Below are 24,045 nucleotides of genomic sequence, written 5' to 3'. Positions count from 1 at the left end.
CATTATCGGAATCCCATCATGGCAAAATTTGCGCTTGAGGTCACCCGCCTCGGATTTTCGCTCATGCAATCCGTTTCTCCGCGTCTTGCCGGCGAGGCAGCCTTCCGGCTGTTCTGCCGAACGCCATCCGTCAAGCCGAAAGGCGAGAAGGCGAAGGCGGCGCATGCGGCAGGTGTTGCCAGGCTTGCGGGCGCGGAACGCTTCCTGCTGCCGGTCGAGGGTAAGCGCGCCCATGCCTACCGGCTGAATGGCGGGGCGCTCGGCCGGCGCAAGCGTTACCTCGTGACCCATGGCTGGGGCTCCGGCATGGCCTATATGGCCGATCTGGTAACGATTCTGGCGGATACCGGCGCGGAAGTGATCGCGCTCGATTTTCCCGGCCACGGTCGCGCTGGCGGACGCTTCCTCCATATGGGGCTGGCGGTCAAGGCGATTGCTGCTGCGGAAGCGCGTTTCGGCCGCTTCGATGCCATCATCGGCCATTCCTTCGGTGGTGCTGCGCTCATGGTCTCGGCTTCCGCCATACTGCCTGACGTAAAACCCGTCTCGACCGAGCGCATGGTGCTGATCGGCTCGCCCAGTGAAATGCATTGGCTGTTTACCGATTTCGGCCGGATGCTGCGGCTGAAGCCGGCCGCGCAGGCCGCGCTCGAGGATGTCGTGCAGCGTGTCACCGGTCGCAGACTTGAGGATTTCGACGCGGGAAAAACGGCCGCAAGCATCGGCAAGCCCGTGCTGGTGATCCATGCCGAGGACGACAAGGAAGTCGGTGCCGCCCATGCGCGGCGTTATGCGGCCTCAGGCGGGCAGGTGCGGCTGTCCTGGGCGAACGGTTTTGGCCACCGGCGCATCATCTCGGCCGCCCCAGTTCTTGACGAAGTCGCGGCGTTTCTGGCTGAGGGAGACATCAAGAAACCTGCTGAGATCATTCCGATTTTTGAGCTTCCGGCGCGTCGCGCATCGGTGTAGCGTCCGGCCGGTCGCGGGGCAGGCGACCGCCAACAGGACGGGGTAGCGATGAAGATCATCAGCAGTATCGAAGAGCTCAACGAAATCTATGGTGCGGGCCTGTCGCAGGCATCCGTCGACAAGGTGACGAAACGGCTGACACCGCTCTATCGGCATATGATCGAGATCTCGCCCTTTACGGCGCTCGCGACCGTTGGCCCGGAAGGGCTCGACTGCTCGCCGCGCGGCGATATCGGCGGCGTGGTGCGCATCATTGACGACACGACACTGCACCTTCCTGACTGGCGCGGCAACAACCGCGTCGATTCGCTTTCCAACATCGTGCGCGATCCACGCCTGTCGCTGATGTTCCTCATTCCCGGCTCGAATACCGTGATGCGCATCAACGGCCGCGGCGTAGTGTCCAATGACGAGGCGCTGCTTGCGAGTTTCGAGATGGACGGCAAACATCCGCGCACGGTTATCGTCATCAGCATCGTCGAGGTCTATTTCCAGTGTGCGCGTGCCGTGATGCGCGCCGAACTGTGGAACGCCGAGCGCTTCATCGATACCACGAATTTGCCGACGCCCGGCCAGATGCTGAAGGATGCGGTGGCGGATTTCGACCACGAGACTTATGATCGGGAATGGCCGGCGCGGGCTGCCAAGACGATGTGGTGAGGTGAGGGCGCGCCGGGAAGTGACGTCCTCACCAACCTTAGTTGATTGTCAGCATGAGCGGCCCCCTCATCCGCCTGCCGGCACCTTTTCCCCTCTGGAGAGAAGGGGATGCCGCGACCGTCTCCGCATTCTCAAAGGCATCGTAGGCCTCGTCCCCTCTACCCAGCGGGGAGAGGGTTAGGGTGAGGGGGCCGCACATTCTAAAAAGCAACAGGCGTTCCTCGGCACCTAAGCCGCCACTCTTCTCGGAAACAGCACGGCGTCCGACACCGTCCTGACCCCGTCAACGACAAGCGGCGTCTCATAGATATTAGGCACCTCAATCCCAAGTCTTGAATGCAGTGCCTCCGCTGATCGCGGCAGGAAGGGCAGGAGGCAGCGAGCAACTATCGCCAGTCCATAGACCTGCTCGGCAAGGCAGCCCCCGAGACGATCAACCGCCGCCTGCCGCTCCACAGCAGTGAGATCGCCAAGCAGCGCCTTCGCATCCGCCCAGGGAGCGCGTTTGGCAAAACGCCGGTTCGCCTCGCCGACAAAGGCGAAGATATCCGCAAGGCCGACATGCAGCTCATAAGCATCGAAGGCCTCGGCCACTTTCGCAGGAAGCCGTGCCGCTTCTTGCGTGAAATCACTCTCCTGCAACGGCGGAACGATCCCGGCGAAAGCTGAAGAGACAAGTGCCAGCACCCGGTTGGCGAGATTGCCGAGCTGGCCGCCAAGCTCTCCTGTCCATGCGGCTTCCAGACGCTCGGCCGAGAAGTCGCCATCGTCACCGGAGCGGATATGCCGGAGCAGGTAATAGCGCAGCGCATCCGGCGTGCCGTAGGCGTCGACGACGCTGTTGGGGTCGATGCCATTGCCGGCGGATTTGCCAATCTTTCTGCCGTCGACCGTCACATAGCCATGCACCAGGATCGACGATGGCGGCGGCAGGCCTGCCGAGAGCAGGATGGCCGGCCAGTAGATGGTATGGAATTTCGAGATACCCTTGCCGACGACGTGGATGCGCGCACCGCTGGCGGTCCAATAGCGATTGAAGAGCTCCTCATAGGTGCCGTAGCCGAGCCCTGTCAGGTAGTTGGCCAGCGCATCGAACCAGACATAGACGACTTCATCGCTATCAGGCACGGGAACGCCCCAACCGCGCGCCCGCTCTGCGCTGCGCGAGACGCTGATATCGTCAAGGCCTCGACGCAGCAGCGCCAGCACCTCGTTGCGCCGGTGGGCCGGAACGATGCTGAGTTCACCGGTCTCGATCAGTTGCAGGATACGGTCGCCATAGCGCGAGAGGCGGAAGAACCAGTTCTCCTCCCGGACGAGTTCAAGCGGGATGCCATGCTCCGGGCAACGCCCGTCAGTGAATTCCGACGCCTCGTAGAACTGCTCGCAGCCGACGCAATAGAGGCCCTCATAGGCCTTGCGATAGAGGTCACCATTGTCGGCGCAGGCGTTCCACAAGGCGTGCACGCAGGCGATATGCCTTGGATCGCGCGAGGTACGCACGAATTCGTCGTTGGAGATGTCGAGCCGTGTCCCGAGCTGCTCGAAGCGGTCGGCATTGGCGTTGACGAAATCCGCCACGGGCAGGCCGGCGGCTTCCGCCGAGCGGACATTCTTCAGGCTGTTGTCATCGGTACCGCACTGGAACCGCACATCGCGGCCGAGCAGGCGGAAATGGCGCGCATAGGCATCGGTCTGCAGGAGTTCGAGCGCAAAGCCCACATGCGGGGCGGCGTTCACATAGGGGATCGAGGTGGTGATATAGGTCTTGTTCATCGGTTGATCCTTTCGAAGGCTGGTTGCCCCGCGAGACGGATCGCCAAATGAAAAGACCGCCTCGAGGGCGGTCGCTGGTGCATTCTGGACGCACGAAACCCGCCACGCTATGAGCGCGGCATCATCATCACAAAGGTGCTGATTGCGGTTCTGTCCATGCGGGATGTGGTATCATCCGGCGCGAATTCAGACAAGCGCGGCCTCAGGCATTTTCCGCGGGATGAAATTTCAATGCCTCAACCAGCATCGTGAAGGCCGGCGAGGGATGCCGCCTTGACGGGTAGTAGAGATGATAGCCGGGAAAGGGTGGGGACCATTCGTCCAGCACCTGCACGAGGCGCCCACTGTCCAGATATTGCCTGACGACGTCTTCGTGGACAAAGGCCAAGCCGTAACCATCGAGTGCCGCCCTGATCATCTGCGGCACGCCATTGAACGCGACCTGCCCATCGACCCTGACGCGCATCTCATGTCCGTCACGTTCGAATTCCCAGGGATAGAAGCCGCCATAGGTTGGCAGGCGTATGTTGATGCATCGATGCGCCGTCAGTTCCTGCGGCGAGGCGGGCGCCGGTCTTTCTGCCAGATATGACGGAGCACCCACGACGATCATTCGCGCCAGCGGCCCGATGCGAACGGCGATCATGTCCTTTTCCACCTGGTCGCCAAGCCGGACGCCGGCGTCGAAGCGCTCCGCGACAATATCCGTCAACGCCAGATCTGCGATCAGCTCGACCTTGATGTCGGGATAGTCGGCCAGGAATTTGGACAGCTTGGGCCACAGAAGCGTGTCGATCGCATGTTCGCCCGCGGTTATCCTGAAACTTCCCGCAGGCTTTTCCCGGTATTCGCTCAGCGCCGACAGTTGCGCGTCGATGCTGCCGAATGCCGGGCTGAGCGTCGCCAGCAGTTGTTCGCCTGCCGTCGTCGGCGCGAGGCTGCGCGTCGTGCGGGTCAGCAGGCGAACGCCCAACCGTTCCTCCAGCCGGCGAATGATGAGGCTGAGCGACGACTGCGATGTTCCGAGACGGGCAGCCGCCTTGGTAAAGCTCTGCTCCTCGGCAACCGCGAGAAACGCCATGAGATCGCCCAGGTCTTCGCGCCGCATTTATTGACCTCCGATATAAGTCCAATCTCATATTAGCGTCTAATCGAAACAAAAGGCAGGGTCTATGGTGTCGGGCAATGACACCAGTCTGCCGGCAATGGACGGAGCCTCGATCATGGCATGGTCAAAAGACGAACTGGCGCGCATCGCCGCCTCCGATGATCTGCATAATTCCCCTTTCCGCGATGACGGCGTCACCTATGGCACCCCGAAATGGATCTGGTCCGTCGTCGTCGACGGCGCCCTGTTCGTGCGTGGTTACAATGGCCAGGCTTCGCGCTGGTATCAGGCGGCGCTGAAGCAGAAAGCCGGGCGCATCACTGCCGCAGGCATGACGGCGGACGTCACGTTTGAACCCGTTGCCGATGCGGCGACCAACGACAGGATCGATGATGCCTACAGGGCGAAATATGCCGGAAACCGCTACCTCGATCCGATGATCGGTGCACGGGCGCGGGCCGCCACGATCCGCGTGGAAGCGGTTCGCAACTCATAGACCGAATGGACGAAGCAATGCCGAACTCTCATACCTTGCACCAGACGCTCAGCCTCGGCGATATCAGGAGTGTCTCGCCCGCATTGGCTGATTATACCGAGAAGGCCGTTGTCGGCGACCTGTGGAAACGGCCCATGCTGACGGCGAGGGATCGCTGCGTCATCACCCTCGCGGCGCTGATTGCCCGCAACCAGACCATTTCGATGCCGCATTACGTCAAGCTCGCTCTCGACAACGGTGTCCTGCCTGCCGAGATATCCGAGATCATCACGCATCTCGCCTTTTATTGCGGCTGGCCCAACGCCTATTTTGCAGTGGGGATCGTCAGGGATATCTTCGCCGAGCGCGGCATCGGCGCTCACCAGTTGCCGGCGGCAGCGCCTGAGCTTCTGCCGCTCGATGAGCCAAGCGAATCCAGGCGTGCCGCCGCCGTTGGGGCCAATTTCGGCGAGATCTCAGCCGGCGTCGTCCATTACACCGGCGAACTCCTGTTCAAGAACCTGTGGCTGCGACCGGATCTCGCTCCGCGCGACAGAAGCCTGGTGACGGTTAGCGCGCTCATAGCGACAGGGCAGGTGGCGCAGATCACCTATCATCTCGGCCGCGCCATGGATAACGGCCTAACCCGCGAGCAGGCGTCCGAAGCGCTGACACAGCTTGCATTCTATTGCGGCTGGCCCTGCGTCTTCTCGGCCATGCCCGTCGTCAAGGACGTTTTCGCCAGCCGCCAAAACTGACGGCGTCGACAAAAAGGGAGCATCAAAATGCAGAAGCGCAAACTCGGACAAGGCCTTGAAGTCTCGGCGCTGTCGCTCGGCGCCATGGGATATGGAAAAGCCCGCGAACTGCCCGACAGGGCCGACATGATCTCGCTCATGCGCAGCGCAGTCGAGCGCGGGATGGACTTCTTCGACACGGCCGAAGTCTACGGCCCCTTCACCAATGAGGAGATGGTTGGCGAAGCACTGGAGCCGCTGCGCGACGAGGTCAAGATCGCGACGAAGTTCGGCTGGGATGTCGATCCTGTTACCGGCGTCAATCATGGCGGCGTCAACAGCAAGCCGGATCATATCCGCCGTGCCGTCGAAGGCAGCCTCAAGCGTCTTCGCACGGATCATATCGATCTGCTCTACCAGCATCGGGTCGATCCCGATGTACCGATGGAGGATGTCGCGGGCGTCGTGAAAGATCTGATCGGCGAGGGGAAGGTGCGCTGGTTCGGCCTTTCGGAAGCCGGGGCCGGCTCCATTCGCCGCGCCCATGCCGTGCAGCCGGTCGCAGCACTCCAGAGCGAATATTCGCTCTGGACCCGTGAGCCCGAAGCCGAGGTGATCCCGACACTCGAAGAACTCGGTATCGGCCTGGTGCCGTTCAGCCCGCTAGGCAAGGGCTTCCTGACCGGGAAAATAGACACCGGGACTGAACTCGATAAATCGGACATGCGCAACAACATTCCGCGTTTTGCGCGGGAGGCGCGTGAAGCCAATCTGGGGCTGGTCGATCTCATCCGGCGTATCGGCGAGAAACACCATGCAACGCCTGCGCAAGTGGCGCTCGCCTGGCTGCTCGCGCAGAAGCCCTGGATCGTTCCCCTGTTCGGCACCCGCAGGCTAGAGCGCTTCGAGGAGAATATCGGATCGCTGAGCGTTCAGTTGACGCCTGCTGATCTCAAGGAAATCGAAACGTCCGATATCAAAATCCAGGGTGCGCGCTATCCCGACGAGCACATGCGTCGCGTCGGGCTTTGACCGGCGGCCATGTCGCTTCGGTATTAGCTGAAGGCCGGCATGGCTGCTTTCCAGTCATTGTAAGCTATCCTGTGCTGTCTTGAAGCGATGGCATGGAGGACGCGATGGCGATGGAAAGCGTGAGAACCGGTGGCTGCGCGTGCGGCGCAGTCAGGTACGAAGTCGGAGGCGAGCCATATCAATCCGGGCTCTGCCACTGCACCAAATGCCGGAAGCTGACCGGTTCCATCTTTTCGGCAACGGCGAACTGGCATCGCTCGAAGTTCAAGATGGACGGCGAGATCAGCACCTACGACAAACGGTCGTTCTGCCCGATCTGCGGCTCGCGGCTGTTCTTCATGCTGGATGATGCCGTCGAAGTCTTCATCGGCACCCTGGATCAGGCACCCAACGATATCAGGCCCATGGTCGAGGTCTGGACCATCCGCCGCGAACCCTGGCTGCCACGGGTCCAGGGTGTCCGGCTCTACGACGAAAACGAGCACCCGCCGTCAGATCGGTAGGCCCGCGAGCCGTCAGTAAAACGTCGATTTGAAGGGGACGATCGCCGAGCCCATGGCAGCGGCGTCGCCCGATATGTCTGACACGATGAGTTTGGGATGTGGGCGGGCGACGCCATAGCGCGGGCGGCCGAAAAGTTCGGTGCGTTCGCTCAGCATCTGCGCCAGTCCCGGTGGCACCTGGCCGCCGAAGACGATCGCCTGCGGGTCGTAGATCGCCCAGATGGCGTTGACGAGACGGTTATAGGCGGGCGTGATCTCCTCGACCCATTCCACCACGCCCGGCCATTTCGGATCGAAATTCTTGCGCAGATACGGGATCGACGGCACATCGATATTGTGGCGCTTGAGCTTCTCCAGAAGCAGCTGCAGGGCGGGGCGGCGGAGAGTCTCTTCGTTGTCATACATCCCTGAGAATTCGCCGGCATTGCCGTTGCCGCCGGCCAGGAGTTCGCCGTCGTTGATCAGGCCGCCGCCGAAGCCGTAATTGAAGCTGAGATAGGCGAAGTGCTTGATGAAGCGGCCGGCGCCGAACATCGCCTCGGCGACGGCGCCGGCGCTGCCGCCGTTCAGGAGCCAGACGGGCTTTTTGAAGAGATCGCTCAGAAGCGGTCCGAGCTCGATCAGCGACCACTCATGCAGCGGCATCGAGGCATTGTATTTTGTCCCTGATATCAGAGCGCCGGCAATGCCGAAGCCGATGCCGAAGAAGGTCTCGTCGTCGAGGCCGTTCAGCTGCTGCAGTTCGGCAATGCGTTCGCGCACGCGATCCAGCGCCTGGTTCATGCCCAGCTCCCTCAGCGAGATGTCGCTTTCGCCGAGCACATTGCCTGACAGGTCCACCAGGCAGATGTCGACCACGTCGGAATTGACGGAAATACCGACCGAATAGGCATGGCGGCCGTTGAGCCTGAGCATGGGGCTCGGCTGGCCGCGGCCAAGGCCGGGCTTGGGAGACCCCAGCGAAACGATGCCGCGCTCGACGAGCTGGTCGATGATGCGATGGACCGACTGCTGCGTCAGGTCCGTATGGCCGGTGATCTCGGATCGTGACAGGCCGGGATTGCGCCAGATGAGTTTGAGCAGGCTGCGCTCGTTCGGGGAGACGACGATTTCTTCTCCCGGACGCCGGAAGCGTGAAGCAATCAATGGTTCGGGAGAATAAGGCATCACGCACCTCGAATATACTACAAAAGTGTAACTGAAACACAAATAGCAACCGCAGGTGCCTGCATACCGGGCTTTACGCTCTCAATCAAGCGGGACCACGTCATCGAATTGTTACACACAAAGTGTACTAATCCGACCGTTCACGATCCGGACGCCGATCCGGCGGGTCTCAAATTCAGGCGAGGGCAAAATGAAGATTTCCATTCTGGTGGCTGCGGCCGCCCTGATGACGGCTGCGTGTTCTTCTGCGCAAGCTGCCAATTTCGAATTCTGGTACGGCAATACGGGAAGCGTCGAAAAGGCGATCCTGGCGCAATGCGACGCCTTCAACGCGTCGCAGTCGGCCAATCACGTCACCTGCGTCGGGCAGGGCAGCTATGAAGTCTCCATGCAGAAGGCGATTGCCGCCTACCGCTCCAACAAACATCCGGTGCTGATCCAGTTCTTCGATGCCGGCACGCTCGACCTGCTTCTGTCGGATGCCGTCGTTCCGGTTCAGGACGTGCTGCCCGATGTCAACTGGAACAATTACATCAAGGGCGCGCGCTCCTATTACGAAACGTCTGCCGGCAAGCTCTATTCGCAGCCCTATAACGCTTCGACGCTGCTCTTCTACGTCAACAAGACCGAGCTCGAGAAAGCCGGCGTCACCGAGATGCCGAAGACCTGGGAAGACATTATCGAGGCTGCCCGCAAGCTGAAGGCTGCCGGCAACGAGTGCCCTTATGTCACCAACGCCGAGCCGTGGTCGATGTTCGAGCAGTTCTCCGCCCGTCACGGCCTGCCGATCGCTTCCAAACACAATGGCTATGACGGTCTCGATGCCGAATATGTCTTCAATACCACTTTCTTTGCCAAGCATCTGCAGAACCTGATCGGCTGGCGCAAGGAAGGCCTGGTGAAGATCGCCAGCGACACCAAGGCCGGCAATTACACCGCCGCCTTCAATTCCGGCGAATGCGCCATGATGGAAAATTCCTCCGGCTCCTACACGGACTCGTCCAAGGCCTTTGCCGGCAAGTACGAGCTCTCCGTCAGCTTGACGCCGATGTACAAGGGCTACGAGCGCCACAACACCTTCGTCGGCGGCGCCTCCATCTACATCATGAAGGGCCATGACCAGGCCGAGATCGATGGCGCCAAGACCTTCCTCGACTTCCTGCGCAAGCCCGAACAGCAGATGTTCATGACGGCTTCCACCGGCTACGTACCCGTCACCAACGACGTGCTCGATGCCATCGCCAAGAGCCCTGATGCCGGCACCACCAAATATGCGACGGCGGGCGTCGGCATCGAATCCATGAACGAGCCCGGCACCCCCGACACCCGCGGCATCCGCCTCGGCTTCTACGTGCAGTTCCGCTCGATCCTAATCGAAGAAACGCAGAAGGCGTTTGCCGGTACGCAGACCGCACAGGCATCGCTCGACAGTGCCAAGAAGCGTGGCGACGAGCTGCTGCGCCGCTTCGAGCAGACCTACAAGACGGCAAAGCTGCCCTGATCCTTGACCGGTGCAGCGCACCCGTCGCCGCACCGGTTTTTCTCGAAATGGACATGCGTGATGACGTCGGAATCCTCGCTTTTCAGCCATCGCTGGCTGCCGGCTTTGCTAGCCGCACCCTTGCTGCTGCTGATCCTCATCTTCTTCTACGCGCCGATCATCCAGGCCTTCTACTGGTCCTTCTTCCTGGAAAGGCCGTTCGGCGGCGGGTCGGAATTCGTCGGTTGGGACAATTTCCGCCGCGTGCTTGCCGATCCGGAATTCTGGAATGCCGGCTGGCGCACCGTCGTCTTCATGGTGGTCGCCTCGTCGCTCGCGGTCGCTCTGCCGCTGATCCTGGCGGTGGCAGCCGACCGGAAAATCCGCCTGTCGATGACGGCCCGCAACGTGCTCGTCTGGCCGAAGGGGGTCGCAGGCGCCTCGATCGGCGTTGTCTTCGCCTTCATCTTCAACCCGTTCGTCGGCATTCTGGCGCCGATCAACCATTTCTTCCCGGGCGCCTGGGCACCGGGGCTCGATGGAACGGATGCCTTCATCACACTCATCGTCGCGCATGTCTGGAGCGGCATTCCCTTCAATTTCGTCATCCTTCTCGCCGGGCTGCAGTCCATTCCGCGCACGATGTATCAGGCGGCCGCCATGGATGGCGCAGGACCCTGGCGGCGCATCTTCGATGTGCAGCTGCCGCTGATCATGCCGCAACTCTTCCTGACGCTGGTGCTGGAATTTACCGAAAGCGTCACCTCCGCCTTCGCGCTGATCGACACGATCACCAAGGGCGGGCCGGGCGGGGCCACCAACCTGCTCGTCTACAAGATCTATACCGATGGTTTCAGTGGTTACGATCTCTCCGGTGCTTCCACCCAGACGGCCATCCTGATGGTCTTCGTCGTCATCCTCACAGCCGCGCAGTTCCTGCTTCTCGGCCGCAGCATCAATTACGAACGGTAAGGGCCGGCCATGATCGAAAATGCTCGCTCGCTGAATTTCGCCGCCAGCGCCATTCTGCTCGTCGGTATCGTCTTCATTCTCGGGCCGCTCTACCTGACGCTCGCCAATGCCTCGCAACCTTACGAATTCCTGCTGCGCAACGGGCTTGCCTGGTATCCCGGCGATCATTTCATCGCCAATGTGACGCGCGTCTTCACCGAGACGCGCATCCCGATCCAGATGCTGAACAGCATGCTGGTGGCGCTTTATGATGCCTTCTTCACCTGCGCGCTGTCCTTCCTCACGGCCTATGCGCTCGTCTGTTTCCGCATCCGTTGGGCCGGCATCGCCTTTGCGGCGATCCTCGCGACGATCATGCTGCCGATCGAGATCCGCGTCATCACCACCTATCAGGTGGCGGCCAATATCTTTTCGCCGCTGAACGCACTTCTGGATCTGACCGGCACCAATGCGCTGATCGAAAGCCTGTTCGGCGCGCCTGTTCATCTGGAACTCAGCGTGCTCGACACGCATTTCGGCCTCGTCGCACCACTGGTTGCGCATGGCACCGGCACCTTCCTGTTCCGGCAGTTCTTCCGCACGCTTCCCGCCGATCTCTTCAAGGCGGCGCGCATGGATGGGGCAGGGCCGATCCGCTTTCTCTTCCATATCCTGCTGCCGATCTCGCTCAGCAGCTTTGCCGCACTCTTCGTGCTGACCTTCCTCAGCGGCTGGACGCAGTATCTGTGGCCGCTGGTTGCCGCCTCCAAGCCCGAGATGACCACCGCCGTCGTAGGTCTGGCGCGGCTGGCGCCCGACATGGAAGGCGAAATCCCTGATTTTCCGATGATCATGGCCGGTGTCGTGGTCGTCTCGGTCATACCCCTTGCGATGATTGCGCTGCTGCAGCGCTACCTCGTGCAAGGCCTTGTTCTTTCGGAGAAATGACGTGAACGCCATCGATACTGCCATCCGCACCGCGGCCACCAACATCACGCTCACAGGCGTCACCAAGGCATACGACACGAAATCAACCGTCATTCCGCCGCTCGATGTCGAGCTTCGCGCCGGCGAATTCACCGTCGTGCTCGGGCCTTCCGGCTGCGGGAAGTCGACGCTGCTGCAGATGATCGCCGGGCTCGAAGCCGTCAGCGGCGGCAAGATCCTGTTCGGCAATCGCGAGGTACAGGGCCTGGAGCCGAAGCAGCGCGGCTGCGCCATGGTGTTCCAGAATTATGCGCTCTATCCGCATATGACCGTGTTCCAGAACATGGCCTATAGCCTGAGGGTCGCCGGCCTGCCGAAAGCCGAGCGTCAGGAGCGGGTCGGCGCTGTCGCCGAAATGCTCGGGCTTGCCGCCTATCTCGACCGCAAGCCGGGGCAGCTCTCCGGCGGGCAGCGCCAGCGCGTGGCGATCGGCCGGGCAATCGTGCGCGAGCCCGGCGTACTGCTCTTCGACGAGCCGCTTTCCAACCTCGATGCGCAGCTGCGCCACGATATGCGCGTCGAACTTGCCGATCTGCACCGCCGCATCGGAGCGACAACCGTCTTCGTCACTCATGACCAGGTGGAGGCGATGACGCTTGCGGACAGGATCCTGATCCTCAACAAGGGCAGCGTCGAGCAGTTCGATACGCCGAAGGCGATCTATCATCGCCCGGCCTCGGTCTTCGTCGCAAAGTTCATCGGCGCGCCGCCCATGAACATTCTGCCGGTGAAGAGCGACGGCTCTGTGCTGCGCCTGGCGGACGGGCAGGCGGTTGCGGGATACCACAAATCAGGCAATTTCCAGCTCGGCATCCGCCCGGAGGATATCGCCGTCGCAGCGGACGGCACGATCAAGGGCCGGCTCAGGCATTTCGAAGATCTCGGCTCGCATGCGGTGCTATCAGCCGATCTCGCCGGCACCTCCATCCGCATCGCCACACCCTTCGGCGCGGATACCAATCCCGCCGCCGAGCTTTCCTTCACCTTCCCACGATCCCGGTTGCACCTGTTTGACGGCGAGACGGGGCGCGCCATTGCGGACGCATTCGCCGACCATTGAAAGACTTCTCCATGAATTACACAGACTATGTGCGGGACCCGGACAGGGACTGCGCAGTGGTGGCGCATCGCGGCATCTGGCGCGATGCTCCCGAAAACAGCCTTGTTGCCATCGAAGCGGCGATCCAGGCCGGCTGCGATGTCGTCGAGATCGACGTGCACCGAAGTGCGGATGGCGGCCTCTTCCTGCTGCATGACAGGACACTGCAGCGCATGGCCGGCATCGACGAGGCGCCGGAGGCGCTGAGTTCGGCGCGGCTCGCAGGTCTCACTCTCAGAAACCGCGACGGTGGCGAGAATAACGCCATGACCGGCGAGAGGCTGCCGAGCCTGCAGCAGCTCTTCGACCTGACGCGGGATCGCATCTTCCTGCATCTCGACGTGAAGGACCGGGCCATCGTCCCCGACGTCATCGCCTGCGCGCGCGATCTCGATGTCGAATCCCAGGTGGATTTCTGGGGCAGTCTTCGAACGCCCGAAGATCTTGCCTGGGTGCGCGAGACGGTTAGCCCATACGGCATGCTGTTCATGGCCAAGTCACGGATCGGCGCTACGCATGCTGAAGCCGAACTGGATCTCCTGTTCCAGCTTGCGCCTGCCGTTTGTGAAGTCTGCTTCGACCGCATCGAGGATATCGCCGCGCTCCACGCCCGCCGGACGGGCATGGCGCTCTGGGCCAATACGCTCGATTCCGTGGCCTTCGCCGGCTTCACCGATACGGCTGCCATGCAGGATCCCGACGCCATCTGGGGCCGGCTCATCGAAGCCGGCATCTCGCTGATCCAGACCGATGAACCGGTCGCACTGAAATCATATCTCGCCAGCCGCCGTGGCTGACACATAAGGACGTAAACATGAGCTACAAAGACTTCATCGCCGATCAGAACCGCAGCTGCGCCATCGTCGCCCATCGCGGCGCCTGGCACGGCGCGCCGGAAAACAGCCTGGCCTCCATCGAAAAGGCCATCGCCGTCGGCGCCGACATTGTCGAGATCGACGTGCGCAAGAGCGCCGATGGCGAGCTTTTCCTGATGCATGACGACACGCTCCTTCGCATGGCCGGCATCGACCGCGACGCCGAGACCTTCACGATGGCGGAACTGCAGGCGATTGCGCTGCGCGAAGACAATGGTGGCGAGCACCGCGCCACCACCGACCAGCGCATTCCGACGCTGAAGCAGGTATTCGAGACCATTCGCGGGCGCATCTTCGCCGATCTCGACCTGAAGGATCGCGACCTGTTTTCGGAAGTGGCGGCCTGCGCCCGCGAGATGGGTGTCGCGTCCTTCGTCGACCTGAAGACAACGGTCATGACTCGCGAAGACCTCGACTGGGTACGCGCCCAGGACATCGAGGGCGTGCCCTTCATGGCGATGGTCTATTTCACCGCTGGCAACGTCAGCGAAAGATTTTCGCTGCTCTCCGAAATCAAACCCTTCATGTGCGAGCTGCGCTTCGATCATCTCGACACGATCGCCAGGAACCGCCGGCTCTTCGAAGAGGCCAATATGGCGATCTGGTTCAATACGCTGGATATGGCGGCAAGCGGCGAATGGACCGATCCCAGGGCACTTATTGAGCCCGACGCCATCTGGGGCCGCCTGATGGACGTCGGCATCAGCACGATCCAGACCGACGAACCGGCGGCGTTGAGGCGCTATATCGAAGCGCGGACAGCGTCGCGGAAACCTGCTGAAAGCCGCGTCGCGGGTTGATCCTCCGCCGGCAGGCCGGCCACCCGCCAGAGAGCGAGGTGGCCTGTGTCTGCCATCACTTCACCGGCACGACGAGCGGCGAACCCTTCGGGACGATATAGGTTGCGAGTTCCGAAGCCTTGCCGTCGCCGACATTCCGCGCCGAATGCGCAACGCCCGAAGGGATGAACAACGACTGGCCGGCCTTCAGTGTTACCGGCTTCTGGCCATCGAGTTGGTATTCCAGCGCGCCCTGGATGACATAGGCAATTTCCTCACCCGGATGATGGTGCTTGGGTGCCAAAGCGCCGGGGGCAAAATCGACGCGAACCTGGACAGCCTCATGGCCGGGCACATCGATGTCGTTCCGGACGAGATCAGTACGCTGGATGGGCTCTTCGGCCTTGGCCTTGGTCAGCTGCATTGCGCCGGCGATGACGAGAGCGCCTGCTGCCATGATCATGATGGTTCTCATCTGTCTGTCCTTCCGTCAGATTGGTTGAAACCCGCAATCGGGCGACGGGGCTATCTGAACAGAGGGATGAATTGGAAATGTTTCAGCAGAGGGGGCTTTTTGTATCGCCGTGTATCTGCGGGGCGCTCCGTCAAGGCTTTGTCTGCACTGCTTCAAGATGCTCATCGAGCGTTATCCTGCCCCAATGGCGACGGGCGGGCATTTCAAAGCCGGTGTCGATGGTGACTTCGGTCATCTTCGCGTAGCAACGGGCGGCCGCCCAAGAGAAGCCAAGTCCGAGATAATATTCCTCGAATTTTTCGCGAGGGATCGTCTCGGCCGTGACGGGGCGGCCGAGACGCGATGAAAACGCCTTGGCGACATCGGCGAAGGAATGGCGCTCCGGACCTTCGATATGGTCTATCCCGATGTCGTCGATCGGGCTCTTGAGCCGCGCGGCAGCAGCTTCTCCGAGATCCCTTGGCGAAACCATCGGCATCTTCATATCCTCGGGGAAGGGCGTGAGCAGACGTCCGGTCTCTTTCGCAGGCTGCAGAAGCATGTCGAGATTGGAGAAGTAATATGCGCCGCGGTTGATGGCGGCTGGAATACCGGTTGCCTTTACGAGGCGTTCGAATTCGTACAGCACCGAGAGATCGCCGATGCCGGCGCCATCAAGCGCTCCGTAGGTCGAGGCCACGACCAGCTTCTCGAGCCCGGATCCTTCGAGTGCCGCGGCAATGCTCCTGGCGGTCTTCAGTTCCTCGGCGTTCGTGTCGCCTTTGATATCGGCCGGCGGGTTCAGCAGAAAGGCGCGGCGCCCCTTTTGCAGGATGGAACGAATCTGGCCGGTGTCGGCCACATCGGCAATGACGGGTTGAACGCCGTCGTGCTTTATGGCGGCAGCTTTTTGCGCGCTGTGAACGACGGCGATGACTTTCTCGCCCGATGCCTGCAAGGCGTCGATGACGACTGAGCCTATGTGTCCGGATGCGCCAAGGATGACATACATGTGTGAATCTCGCAGACGCTCACCTGTATAACTGCGCACACCGGTTCGAGGTTCCATTGCTGGCCCGTTCGACCTCTGGCCGAAGACGGCTGTGGGTGCGAATATCCTGGTAGAAATGCCGGAGTGAGGCTTCGCCTCGGACCGGACTGTGCAATCAGAGCCGACAGGGCTGCCAACATTGCAGGTGACTCTTGCCTTTTGCCGTTCACATGGAGCTGGACCCGTATGCTGCAGCAGAGCTTCGGCCGATCATCGAGCATGTGGAGCGTATTTCACCCGATGTCGTCACTCCTCGTCGTTTGAAGGTTGAGCCGCACATATCGCTCGCCGTCTATGACGGGCTCGACCCCGAGCCTCTCACAAACGCGCTCGACCGCTTCAGCGCGAACATGAGCGCTCCTAGCGTCAAACTTTCGAGTATCGGTCTTTTTCCCGGACCGGCATCGGTCCTGTTTGCCGCGCCTGTCGTTTCTGAGGAGCTGCTTATCCTTCACCGGGACTTCCATGCCGCGGCCGCCTCTGCAGGGGCGGCGTGCTGGCCGCATTACCTGCCGGAAAACTGGGTGCCGCATGTCACGCTTGGCGAGCAGTTGAGCCCCGAGGAGGCCGGGGCGGCAATCAGCGGCGCGATGGGCCTCTGGCAACCGGTGGCGGCAAGCCTGCACCGGATTTCACTCGTGCGCTTCCATCCGGTCGAGCTGTTGTGGCACCGGCAATTGCCGGGCTGAACCTATTCGGTGGCTTATGCGCGCCAGAAGGGTCGGTGGCTGTGCTGGTAGGCGATTTCGCGCGTCATGCCGAAATCCCGGAGCGTTTCGTCGGGCAGGGTATCCAGTTCGCGGGCAAAGAGGCGGCGTTCGGTCCAGCGTTCACACCACAGGCGGAGCGTATCTGTCACGTGCATGATGAAATTTCCTTTCTCTGTTGGCAAAACTCACCTATTGTTAGTGGGAGTTTGAGCGGATTTTCCGCTCATCTTGCTTTTATGTCATGCTTTTATGGCAGTATTCGAGCTCGGAAAAGCGCCTTATCTTGACGACATCAGTTAGAAAAACTCACATATAGGGAAGCCATGGCCCGCAATTTGCCACCACTGTCCTATCTCAGGGCCTTCGAGGCCACGGCGCGTCTCGGCTCGGTGACACGGGCGGCCGACGAGCTGGGGCGCACGCACGGCGCCGTTTCCAAGCAGTTGCAGCTTCTGCAGGAGCAGCTTGGCATTCCGGTTTTCGAAAAATCGGGGACGGGGCTTCGGCTCAACGAGGAGGGAGCGGCCTTCTTCGCCACCGTGTCGCGGGCCTTCGATCTTCTGGAGGAGCGCTATCAGGAACTGAAGGCGAGCCGGAACGAGGCGAGCGTGCATATCGCCTGCAGCGCCACCTTCGCCATGGTCTGGCTCGTGCCGCGTCTGGCGGAATTCTACAGTCTCTATCCGAACTGCCGCGTGCAGCTTTCCCTGTCATCGAGCGCGCGCGACGGCGGTACGAACCGGGCGAGGGATGGCGTAGATTTCACACTGAGCTGGGACCGCCTGTCGCGGCCGCAGGTGAAGGACGAGTTCGTGCCGCTCGCTTCCGTCTCCTTCGGCCTGGTCTCGGCGCCGGATTATTCGTTCAACACGGACGGCGATGACTTCAGCTTCCCGACGCGCATCTCGCCTGACCACCTGAGTGAGCAGTGGACGAGCTGGCAGGCGGCGACCGGGCATAGGATCTCGGCACAATCAGAGCTTTATTTTCCACATATGCATCTCTGCGTGAGCGCTGCCGTCACCGGGCTTGGGGTAGCGCTGGTCGAGCGGCGCTTTGCGCTGAAGGAGCTGAAGAGCGGGAGGCTCGTGGAGCGGTCGGAATTCCTGACCTACGAGGACGGCTTCGTGGCGATCATGAAACCGGGCCGGGCGCTATCGCCGGCGGCAAGCCATTTCCTCGACTGGCTGCGCGGCGCCTTCGTGCGGGAATAGGCCGGCGAAAGCTCGCTTCCGCCTCAGCGAAGAAGCAGATCCCGCGCAAGCCAGATGCAGAGGGCGGCTGCGAGCAGCCAGAGGATCACGACCGCTACAAGGCCGGCGCGGCTGACCGGGCGCTGCGCACGCTCGATGGCTAGGTCCCTGAATTCCGACATCAGAGGCGCGGGAATGAGGCGGATGGCGATGAGGATACCGAGCGGGACGATGATGAGATCATCGAGATAGCCGAGCACCGGCACGAAGTCCGGGATGAGATCGACTGGCGAAAGCGCGTAGGCAGCAACCGCACCGGCGACGATCTTGGCCACCACAGGCGTGCGGCCGTCGCGCGCCGCAATCCAGAGCGCGACCACATCGCGTTTCACGCGCCGCGCCCATTGTTTCGCCGCCGTCAACCATTCGCCCATTGTTGCGCTGCCTGTCTGTTCGAGCATTCGGGCCGGATCATTGCAGGCGTGGTTTAACATTTGATCTATTGATTGGGAACGGAGCCGAGCCCAGATGTTTTCTGTTTGTTCTTTTTCGCCATTCAGTTAGATTGCACTCGTAAGCGACGCCGATTTCGCGAAAAGGGAGCTTGCATGAAGGCGGTTTTGTTTGGGATTTTCTTGCTGACCGCGGGGAATGCGTCTGCTTCCTGCGACCTGGTTTCGGCTCCGTGTTCTACTGACAGTTCAGGCAATACCTATATCAGGGAGCAGAATCTCGGCGGCGGCTACAATACGTATCGAAACGGAGATCTCTACTCACAGACGCATCAGCAGCTCAATGGAAGCTATCGAGAGACCTATTCGAGCGGCGGCTACCGGACTTATTACAGCGATCCCAATCGCAGCGATCCTTATCGGGACAATCCGAAAGGCATGATCGGCCACTGAGGCGGGGCCGATCTTCCTGCAGCACACTCCGAGCAGCGGGAATAGAGACGATATTCGCCTGACTTCAATTTGCGGATCATCGGAACCTCCCATGCTGAGAGGTAAATCCCCTCAGCCTCATCCGGTTCCGGCTTACGAGGATGATCTTTCCCAAAATCACCGTGCGGAGACAAGCGGCCGAAGCGCGTCGATCAACTCGGTGGGGCCTCTGCGGACATCGCCTGCATTCGGCTCGACGTCGATGAGGCCACCCTTGCTATGCACGTCGTAGAGTTCGGTTAGAAGATCGGCAGCGCTGGCGCTCATCACCCGGCCCAGGCTTTCCCGCCATTGCGAGCGGGGCAGGGCTTGAGCAATAATCGTGCGGCCCAGCAACTGGCTCAGCGCTGCAGCCACGTCGCTCGCGCTATAGCGGCGCGAGCCTTCTGCGTGAACGATCTGCTCGCGCGTTTCGATGTCGGGCCGAAGCAGGAGATCTGCGGCAATCTGGCCGACATCCTGTGCAGAGACATTGGGGATCTGCTTTTCGACCGGGTCATGAAAACTCGGCAGAACGCCGGTTGCGATCGCTGCCGGCGCGACGCGACCCCAGCCTTCCATATGCTCGGCCGACCGCAGAAATATCCGGCGCATATCCAGTTGGCGAAGGCGCTGCTCGAAGATGTAGAACATGCTCGGCATGGCGAAGCCTTCGCCGAGATGGGCGCCATAGTCGGAAATGGCAAGCATGAGGGCAGGGCGCGTCTCTTCCAATGCCTCGGCAATGCTTTCGATCGAGCGGCGCATGTCGCCTTTCACGTCTTCGGCCCGCGGGTCGACCGGCAGGATGACCTGAACGCTGTCCGCACCTGATATCGCTCCGGCAAGCGCCTTAGCGTCCTGCAGATCGGCAAATGCGACATCGCAGCCGATGGCGGTCAGGCGGTCAGCCTTTGCCGGATCGCGCAGGATAGCGCGCACGGGCACACCTGCCGCGCGCAGCGCCTTGGAGGTCGAATAGCCGATCTTTCCGGCGGCTCCGAGGATTGCAATCATGTGTTTCTCCTTGCTGATGATGCACAAGGACTAGGTGACCACACCGAAGGCGTCGCACAAATTCAGGCCGGTCTTTGCAATTTCGGGCGGAATTCGCCGACTTCGCGCAGGATCTCGCCGGGTGTCTGGCCCGTGAGCCGGCGCATGGTCGTTGCCATATGGCTCTGATGGGCAAAGCCCGCGGCAAGCGCAATCTCGCTTGAGGCCATATCCGTCGTCGTCATCAGGGCGCGGGCATATTCGACGCGGCGGCGGATGACATATTGGTGCACGGAAACGCCGGTGCTGTTGCGAAACAGGCTCTTCAGCCGTGTGATGCTGACACCGGCAACGACCGCAAGGTCCGCCAGATGCAGCTTCTGATCCAGATGGGTCTCGATGAATTCCGTCAGCATCCGCAATTGCCGGGCCGAGAGCTTCGGTTCGCCGTTGATCGCGGGCCGGGGCGCGCCGTCGCTCGACGTCTCGATCAGCCGGATGGCGAGCGCGTTGGCGAGAAGATCGATATAGAGCGGATCGGAGGGGATATCGGCCTCCAGATCCGCCTTGATCGCCCGGCAAATCGCCTCGATGCCGGCGTCACGCAGCTGAAATCGTGGCTGCAGCTCGATCTTGCCGGTATCCCGTCCGAGATCTTCCGCGACCTGTTCCAGCCGCGAGGGATCGAGAGTTACGCGCAGTATGCGGCAATCGGCATCATCCTCCCAGGACCCGTCGAGGCCGGCCGGGATGACATCGATATCGCCAGGCTTCTGCACGCGGCGCATGCGCCGGCCGCCGCAGTGGCAATCGGCATTGACGGGAGGACCGAAGTGGATGCCCAGACGATGCATGTCACCACCCGGAACACGGGAGATGCCGCGCGGAATATGCAGGAAGTCGGCCGCGAGCCCGCTCCACGCCCGTCCGGCGCTGGTCAGCAGGATCAGCGGTGAGGTCTGCAGGGATGAAGCTGTCATGATCTGTCTCGACTTTCTGCTTTGGCCGGATGCTACGTCTCAATCGCCGCCCTGCCAACCGGCCATGCCTGAAAGCTCAGATGATCGCCTCGATGAGAAATGGTCCGCGGCGCCTGAGCGCGCTTTCGAAGAGATCGGCAAATTGCTCGCAGCTATGCGCGCCCGCAGCATCGACGCCCATGCCCTTGGCGACCAACACCCAGTCCCAGGCCGGGTGATCGAGGTTCATCATCCGCCGGGCGTTCTCGCCGATGCCGTCGACGCCGACATTGCGCATCTCGGCATGCAGCACGGCATAGGCGCGGTTGGCGAAGATGATCGTGATCACATCGAGATTTTCACGCGCCTGCGTCCACAGGCCCTGCACCGTATACATGCCGCTGCCATCCGCCTGCAGATTGATGACCTTGCGGTCGGGACAGGCGACCGCCGCACCCGTCGCAAGCGGGATACCGCAGCCGATCGAGCCGCCGGTGTTCATCAGGTAGTCGTGCGGCGCCGAGCTGGCCGAAAGATCGAAGAAGCGGCGGGCCGAGGTGACCCCCTCGTCGCAGATGATGGCATTATCGGGAAGTCTTGCCGCCACCATCACCGCGATCGCATCCTCGGTCAGATGCCCGAACGGAACGATATCGTCGGAAAGTCCTGATGGTCGCGACGGAGGTAGTGACTGCCTGACGCCGAGTTCGTCCCTGAGTGCTTCCAGCGCGCCTTTCAGATCTTCGCCATGCCTTGCAAGGGTCAGAACCTTGCAGCCTTTGCGCACCAGCCGTCCAGGCTTGCCCGGATAGGCAAAGAAGGCGACGGGCTCTGGCGCGCCTGCCAATATCAGCACATCGATATCGGCCAACAGATCAAGGGCGGCGTCGATCGGATAGGGGATGCGGGTCAGGGCGACACGGCCGCGGCCACGCTCCACCCTCGGCAATTGCATCTCGCTGAAGAGACGCACATCCTTGGCGGCCGCAATTGCGCCCGCAATCTCCAGGCAGTCGGCACGGGCAGCCGCACCGCTGACGAGGATTCCGGCCTCGCCAGGCGTATCTCTGATGGCGGCGGCAACCTCGCGCACGACGTCCATGTTCACGGCCGATGGTACCGGCGGGGACAGCCTGACCGGCTGATCCGTTTCGACATGGCCCCAAGCGGCATCTGCCGGCAGGATGAGCGTTGCCACACCAGGAGGTGACAATGAGGCACGGAAGGCAGCCTCCGTCGCGTCTGCCACATCCTCGGGGCCGCTGATGCGACGCACCCAGTTCGACATCGGCGCGGCGAGGCTTTCGATATCGGATGTCAGCGGCGCATCGAGGGCAAGATGATAGGAGGCGTGGTCGCCGACGATGTTGATGACGGGAACTCTTGCCCGGCGGGCATTGTGGAGATTGGCAAGGCCGTTCGCCAGCCCCGGTCCGGTGTGGAGCAAGGTCGCGGCCGGTCGGTCGGTCATGCGCGCATAACCATCGGCCGCTCCGGTGACGACGCCCTCGGAGAGGCCGAGAACGCAGCGCATCTCGGGCTTGCGGTCGAGCGCCGCCACAAAATGCATTTCCGATGTGCCGGGATTGGCAAAGCACACCCTGACATCGTTTGCCAGCAGCGTATCACACAGGCTGTCTGCACCATTCATGGCCGTTTCCTCCTGTTTACAACAGCCTTGCACGGTAAGAATATAAGAACAACCTTGAATATTGCATCCGGTCGGCGCGAGCTTTTGTGATGGGGCTTCAAGCCGCCTTTATAATCATGGCGGCGGCGGCAGCCATTGGGGAAATTGGCGATGAGCATGCTATTCAGGAACGAGTTGCATGAGGATTTCGGCAGTTGGCCGATCGCCTATATTCCGTATGGCGGTGCGGATTTCGGCGAGATCCAGGCCGTGGCGGAAGCTGTCGGCGATGGCGATCACGCTGCGTTCTACGAGGCGTGGGTTTCGGCTGGCGACCGGCTGAAAGGGGAAGCCGAGGCAGCGCTTTCCGCGGGGCATAAGGTCAGCGCGCGCGAGCTTTATCTACGGGCAAGCGTCTTCTACGCCACCTCCTATCATCCGCTCTACGGCGCGCCTGTCGACACGCGTCTGCTTGCCGCCTTCCGCAAGCAGACGGATGCGCTGGAGATGGGGCTTGCGCTCTCGGCACCGACGATCGAGCGGCTTTCCATTCCGCTCGGCGAGACGCCGATGCCTGGATATTTCATTCCGGCTCAGGGTCTCGAGCATGAGATGCGGCCGCTCATCATCTTCAACAACGGCTATGACTGCACCATCACCGACACTTATTTCGCCTGCGCCGTCGCCGCCTCCCGGCGCGGCTATCACAGCCTGCTCTTCGACGGCCCCGGCCAGGGCGCCATGCTCTACGAGCACGGCATCCCGCTGCGGCCGGACTGGGACGTGGTCATCAGGGCGGTGGTGGATTTTGCGGTGGACTATCGGCTCGTCGACCCTGATCGTATCGCGCTCAGCGGCTGGAGCCTCGGCGGGCTTCTGGCGCCGCGCGGGGCGGCGGACGAGCCGCGCATTGCCGCGCTGATTGCCGATCCCGGCACCTGGAGCATAGCCGATGGGTTTCGCAGGGTCATCATCCAAAAATTCGGCGTGCCTGCGGAAGCGGCGGCCGATCTTACTGCTCTCGACCAGACATTGCTCGATACGATGGATGCCTTCATCCGCGGCAATCCGGTGCTGAACTGGAAGGTGGTGCAGCGCGGCTTCTGGGTGCATGGGGTGGATGATCTCAGAGGCCTTCTCGCGTCGGCCGAGCTATTCACCATGCGGGGACATGCGGAGCGCATACAATGCCCCACATTGATCACCCAGGCGGAGAATGACGGGCTCGCCGCCGATGCCGGCTTTTTCTTCGATACGCTGCGCTGCCCGAAGACGCTGATGCGGTTCACCGCCGCAGAGGGCGCGGATGGCCATTGCGAGATGAAGAACCGGTCACTACTCAACAGGCGGGTTCTGGACTGGCTCGACGCGCAATTCGGGCCGGGCAGCAGCTAGATGGTCCAGAAGGCTGCGGGCATGGACGGGCAGTTCCGCTCCTTGCGCCGTGCAGACCACCAGTTGCCGTGTCGCCCAATCTTCCGACAGGCGGACGATGGCAATCCCGGACGATCGTTTTTGGCGGCGGGCCGCC

Annotated in this window: 26 protein-coding genes; 16 read left to right on the top strand and 10 right to left on the bottom strand. The window is 61.7% G+C overall.

Going from position 1 to position 24,045, the window contains the following annotated elements; genetic code table 11:
* Positions 1-18: 18 nt before the first annotated feature.
* Together PMI11_RS16740 and PMI11_RS16735 are read left to right on the top strand one after the other, a co-directional pair.
* A complete protein-coding gene (locus PMI11_RS16740) occupies positions 19-969 on the top strand; it encodes an alpha/beta hydrolase (protein ID WP_007819143.1) in 951 nt (316 codons plus the stop codon).
* 48 nt (positions 970-1,017) lie between these two features.
* Positions 1,018-1,629, top strand: a complete 612-nt coding sequence (locus PMI11_RS16735) for a pyridoxamine 5'-phosphate oxidase family protein (RefSeq protein WP_007819141.1) — start codon at positions 1,018-1,020, stop codon at positions 1,627-1,629.
* A 228-nt stretch (positions 1,630-1,857) separates the two neighbouring features.
* Here PMI11_RS16735 and metG read toward each other — a convergent pair whose 3' ends face one another.
* Entirely contained in the window at positions 1,858-3,405 is a 1,548-nt protein-coding gene (metG, locus tag PMI11_RS16730; RefSeq protein WP_007819140.1) for a methionine--tRNA ligase, read from the bottom strand.
* A 202-nt stretch (positions 3,406-3,607) separates the two neighbouring features.
* Positions 3,608-4,513 (bottom strand): LysR family transcriptional regulator, encoded by a 906-nt coding sequence (locus PMI11_RS16725; protein ID WP_007819135.1) that lies wholly within the window; start codon positions 4,511-4,513, stop codon positions 3,608-3,610.
* Between the two features lie 115 nt (positions 4,514-4,628).
* On the opposite strand from PMI11_RS16725, the gene PMI11_RS16720 reads away from it, so the two are divergent.
* The 4 genes from PMI11_RS16720 (at position 4,629) to PMI11_RS16705 (ending at position 7,260) form a co-directional block, all read left to right on the top strand.
* Positions 4,629-5,009, top strand: coding sequence for a DUF2255 family protein (locus PMI11_RS16720; RefSeq protein WP_037071575.1), 381 nt, complete (start codon positions 4,629-4,631; stop codon positions 5,007-5,009).
* A 17-nt stretch (positions 5,010-5,026) separates the two neighbouring features.
* Positions 5,027-5,746, top strand: a complete 720-nt coding sequence (locus PMI11_RS16715; protein WP_007819132.1) for a carboxymuconolactone decarboxylase family protein — start codon at positions 5,027-5,029, stop codon at positions 5,744-5,746.
* Between the two features lie 27 nt (positions 5,747-5,773).
* Positions 5,774-6,757, top strand: a complete 984-nt coding sequence (locus tag PMI11_RS16710; protein ID WP_007819126.1) for an aldo/keto reductase — start codon at positions 5,774-5,776, stop codon at positions 6,755-6,757.
* Positions 6,758-6,861: 104 nt separating this feature from the next.
* Positions 6,862-7,260, top strand: a complete 399-nt coding sequence (locus PMI11_RS16705) for a GFA family protein (RefSeq protein ID WP_007819123.1) — start codon at positions 6,862-6,864, stop codon at positions 7,258-7,260.
* A gap of 12 nt (positions 7,261-7,272) precedes the next feature.
* On the opposite strand, the gene PMI11_RS16700 is transcribed toward PMI11_RS16705, so the two are convergent.
* Positions 7,273-8,427: an ROK family transcriptional regulator gene (locus PMI11_RS16700; protein ID WP_007819121.1), complete on the bottom strand. Its 1,155-nt coding sequence runs from the start codon at positions 8,425-8,427 to the stop codon at positions 7,273-7,275.
* Between the two features lie 190 nt (positions 8,428-8,617).
* Between PMI11_RS16700 and PMI11_RS16695 the strand changes: the two genes are divergently transcribed.
* The 6 genes from PMI11_RS16695 to PMI11_RS16670 are packed head-to-tail and all read left to right on the top strand — an operon-like array spanning position 8,618 to position 14,619.
* Positions 8,618-9,928 carry an extracellular solute-binding protein gene (locus tag PMI11_RS16695; RefSeq protein WP_007819119.1) on the top strand — a complete coding sequence of 437 codons (1,311 nt, stop codon included), beginning with the start codon at positions 8,618-8,620 and terminating at the stop codon, positions 9,926-9,928.
* 60 nt (positions 9,929-9,988) lie between these two features.
* Positions 9,989-10,879, top strand: coding sequence for a carbohydrate ABC transporter permease (locus PMI11_RS16690; RefSeq protein WP_007819117.1), 891 nt, complete (start codon positions 9,989-9,991; stop codon positions 10,877-10,879).
* A 9-nt stretch (positions 10,880-10,888) separates the two neighbouring features.
* Positions 10,889-11,806: a carbohydrate ABC transporter permease gene (locus PMI11_RS16685; RefSeq protein ID WP_007819115.1), complete on the top strand. Its 918-nt coding sequence runs from the start codon at positions 10,889-10,891 to the stop codon at positions 11,804-11,806.
* Between the two features lies 1 nt (position 11,807).
* A complete protein-coding gene (gene ugpC, locus PMI11_RS16680) occupies positions 11,808-12,905 on the top strand; it encodes an ABC transporter ATP-binding protein (RefSeq protein ID WP_007819113.1) in 1,098 nt (365 codons plus the stop codon).
* Positions 12,906-12,916: 11 nt separating this feature from the next.
* The gene (locus tag PMI11_RS16675; RefSeq protein ID WP_007819110.1) at positions 12,917-13,741 is read left to right on the top strand and encodes a glycerophosphodiester phosphodiesterase family protein; all 825 of its coding nucleotides are present in this window, start codon (positions 12,917-12,919) and stop codon (positions 13,739-13,741) included.
* A gap of 17 nt (positions 13,742-13,758) precedes the next feature.
* Entirely contained in the window at positions 13,759-14,619 is an 861-nt protein-coding gene (locus tag PMI11_RS16670; RefSeq protein WP_007819108.1) for a glycerophosphodiester phosphodiesterase family protein, read from the top strand.
* Between the two features lie 55 nt (positions 14,620-14,674).
* Here the strand turns inward: PMI11_RS16670 and PMI11_RS16665 are convergent, their stop codons facing one another.
* Both PMI11_RS16665 and PMI11_RS16660 read right to left on the bottom strand, forming a co-directional pair.
* Positions 14,675-15,073, bottom strand: a complete 399-nt coding sequence (locus PMI11_RS16665) for a cupin domain-containing protein (protein WP_007819106.1) — start codon at positions 15,071-15,073, stop codon at positions 14,675-14,677.
* Between the two features lie 130 nt (positions 15,074-15,203).
* Positions 15,204-16,064, bottom strand: coding sequence for an NmrA family NAD(P)-binding protein (locus PMI11_RS16660; protein ID WP_007819104.1), 861 nt, complete (start codon positions 16,062-16,064; stop codon positions 15,204-15,206).
* A 191-nt stretch (positions 16,065-16,255) separates the two neighbouring features.
* Here PMI11_RS16660 and PMI11_RS36015 point away from each other — a divergent pair, with 191 nt between their 5' ends.
* Complete coding sequence (locus PMI11_RS36015; protein WP_007819102.1) at positions 16,256-16,792, top strand: 2'-5' RNA ligase family protein; 537 nt, start codon at positions 16,256-16,258, stop codon at positions 16,790-16,792.
* Positions 16,793-16,806: 14 nt separating this feature from the next.
* Here the strand turns inward: PMI11_RS36015 and PMI11_RS36545 are convergent, their stop codons facing one another.
* A complete protein-coding gene (locus PMI11_RS36545) occupies positions 16,807-16,968 on the bottom strand; it encodes a DUF1127 domain-containing protein (protein ID WP_007819100.1) in 162 nt (53 codons plus the stop codon).
* Positions 16,969-17,136: 168 nt separating this feature from the next.
* On the opposite strand from PMI11_RS36545, the gene PMI11_RS16650 reads away from it, so the two are divergent.
* Positions 17,137-18,027 carry a LysR substrate-binding domain-containing protein gene (locus PMI11_RS16650; RefSeq protein WP_007819098.1) on the top strand — a complete coding sequence of 297 codons (891 nt, stop codon included), beginning with the start codon at positions 17,137-17,139 and terminating at the stop codon, positions 18,025-18,027.
* Positions 18,028-18,050: 23 nt separating this feature from the next.
* On the opposite strand, the gene PMI11_RS16645 is transcribed toward PMI11_RS16650, so the two are convergent.
* The gene (locus PMI11_RS16645; RefSeq protein ID WP_244430591.1) at positions 18,051-18,467 is read right to left on the bottom strand and encodes a YkvA family protein; all 417 of its coding nucleotides are present in this window, start codon (positions 18,465-18,467) and stop codon (positions 18,051-18,053) included.
* Positions 18,468-18,614: 147 nt separating this feature from the next.
* On the opposite strand from PMI11_RS16645, the gene PMI11_RS16640 reads away from it, so the two are divergent.
* Entirely contained in the window at positions 18,615-18,911 is a 297-nt protein-coding gene (locus PMI11_RS16640; protein WP_007819095.1) for a hypothetical protein, read from the top strand.
* A gap of 156 nt (positions 18,912-19,067) precedes the next feature.
* On the opposite strand, the gene PMI11_RS16635 is transcribed toward PMI11_RS16640, so the two are convergent.
* The 3 genes from PMI11_RS16635 to PMI11_RS16625 all read right to left on the bottom strand — a co-directional run bounded on the left by PMI11_RS16635 (position 19,068) and on the right by PMI11_RS16625 (position 22,535).
* Positions 19,068-19,946: an NmrA family NAD(P)-binding protein gene (locus PMI11_RS16635; protein ID WP_007819094.1), complete on the bottom strand. Its 879-nt coding sequence runs from the start codon at positions 19,944-19,946 to the stop codon at positions 19,068-19,070.
* A gap of 62 nt (positions 19,947-20,008) precedes the next feature.
* Positions 20,009-20,905, bottom strand: coding sequence for a helix-turn-helix domain-containing protein (locus PMI11_RS16630; protein ID WP_007819093.1), 897 nt, complete (start codon positions 20,903-20,905; stop codon positions 20,009-20,011).
* A gap of 76 nt (positions 20,906-20,981) precedes the next feature.
* A complete protein-coding gene (locus PMI11_RS16625; RefSeq protein ID WP_007819092.1) occupies positions 20,982-22,535 on the bottom strand; it encodes an acetolactate synthase large subunit in 1,554 nt (517 codons plus the stop codon).
* Positions 22,536-22,685: 150 nt separating this feature from the next.
* On the opposite strand from PMI11_RS16625, the gene PMI11_RS16620 reads away from it, so the two are divergent.
* A complete protein-coding gene (locus PMI11_RS16620) occupies positions 22,686-23,909 on the top strand; it encodes an alpha/beta hydrolase family protein (RefSeq protein ID WP_007819091.1) in 1,224 nt (407 codons plus the stop codon).
* Positions 23,910-24,045: the final 136 nt, after the last annotated feature.

This window comes from Rhizobium sp. CF142 (assembly GCF_000281145.1).
GTDB lineage: Bacteria > Pseudomonadota > Alphaproteobacteria > Rhizobiales > Rhizobiaceae > Rhizobium.
This window is presented reverse-complemented; position numbering and strand designations above follow the sequence as displayed.

Coding starts and splice junctions, on each gene's coding strand:
- PMI11_RS16695 (WP_007819119.1), top strand. CDS start 8,618: ATGAAGATTTCCATTCTGGTGGCTGCGGCCGCCCTGATGACGGCTGCG.
- PMI11_RS16635 (WP_007819094.1), bottom strand. CDS start 19,946: ATGATTGCAATCCTCGGAGCCGCCGGAAAGATCGGCTATTCGACCTCC.
- PMI11_RS16670 (WP_007819108.1), top strand. CDS start 13,759: ATGAGCTACAAAGACTTCATCGCCGATCAGAACCGCAGCTGCGCCATC.
- PMI11_RS16710 (WP_007819126.1), top strand. CDS start 5,774: ATGCAGAAGCGCAAACTCGGACAAGGCCTTGAAGTCTCGGCGCTGTCG.
- PMI11_RS16645 (WP_244430591.1), bottom strand. CDS start 18,467: ATGCTCGAACAGACAGGCAGCGCAACAATGGGCGAATGGTTGACGGCG.
- PMI11_RS16740 (WP_007819143.1), top strand. CDS start 19: ATGGCAAAATTTGCGCTTGAGGTCACCCGCCTCGGATTTTCGCTCATG.
- PMI11_RS16725 (WP_007819135.1), bottom strand. CDS start 4,513: ATGCGGCGCGAAGACCTGGGCGATCTCATGGCGTTTCTCGCGGTTGCC.
- PMI11_RS16625 (WP_007819092.1), bottom strand. CDS start 22,535: ATGAATGGTGCAGACAGCCTGTGTGATACGCTGCTGGCAAACGATGTC.
- PMI11_RS16720 (WP_037071575.1), top strand. CDS start 4,629: ATGGCATGGTCAAAAGACGAACTGGCGCGCATCGCCGCCTCCGATGAT.
- PMI11_RS16685 (WP_007819115.1), top strand. CDS start 10,889: ATGATCGAAAATGCTCGCTCGCTGAATTTCGCCGCCAGCGCCATTCTG.
- PMI11_RS16640 (WP_007819095.1), top strand. CDS start 18,615: ATGAAGGCGGTTTTGTTTGGGATTTTCTTGCTGACCGCGGGGAATGCG.
- PMI11_RS36545 (WP_007819100.1), bottom strand. CDS start 16,968: ATGCACGTGACAGATACGCTCCGCCTGTGGTGTGAACGCTGGACCGAA.
- metG (WP_007819140.1), bottom strand. CDS start 3,405: ATGAACAAGACCTATATCACCACCTCGATCCCCTATGTGAACGCCGCC.
- PMI11_RS16700 (WP_007819121.1), bottom strand. CDS start 8,427: ATGCCTTATTCTCCCGAACCATTGATTGCTTCACGCTTCCGGCGTCCG.
- PMI11_RS16630 (WP_007819093.1), bottom strand. CDS start 20,905: ATGACAGCTTCATCCCTGCAGACCTCACCGCTGATCCTGCTGACCAGC.
- PMI11_RS16690 (WP_007819117.1), top strand. CDS start 9,989: ATGACGTCGGAATCCTCGCTTTTCAGCCATCGCTGGCTGCCGGCTTTG.
- PMI11_RS16665 (WP_007819106.1), bottom strand. CDS start 15,073: ATGAGAACCATCATGATCATGGCAGCAGGCGCTCTCGTCATCGCCGGC.
- PMI11_RS16705 (WP_007819123.1), top strand. CDS start 6,862: ATGGCGATGGAAAGCGTGAGAACCGGTGGCTGCGCGTGCGGCGCAGTC.
- PMI11_RS16715 (WP_007819132.1), top strand. CDS start 5,027: ATGCCGAACTCTCATACCTTGCACCAGACGCTCAGCCTCGGCGATATC.
- PMI11_RS16660 (WP_007819104.1), bottom strand. CDS start 16,064: ATGTATGTCATCCTTGGCGCATCCGGACACATAGGCTCAGTCGTCATC.
- PMI11_RS16620 (WP_007819091.1), top strand. CDS start 22,686: ATGAGCATGCTATTCAGGAACGAGTTGCATGAGGATTTCGGCAGTTGG.
- PMI11_RS16735 (WP_007819141.1), top strand. CDS start 1,018: ATGAAGATCATCAGCAGTATCGAAGAGCTCAACGAAATCTATGGTGCG.
- PMI11_RS16650 (WP_007819098.1), top strand. CDS start 17,137: ATGGCCCGCAATTTGCCACCACTGTCCTATCTCAGGGCCTTCGAGGCC.
- PMI11_RS16675 (WP_007819110.1), top strand. CDS start 12,917: ATGAATTACACAGACTATGTGCGGGACCCGGACAGGGACTGCGCAGTG.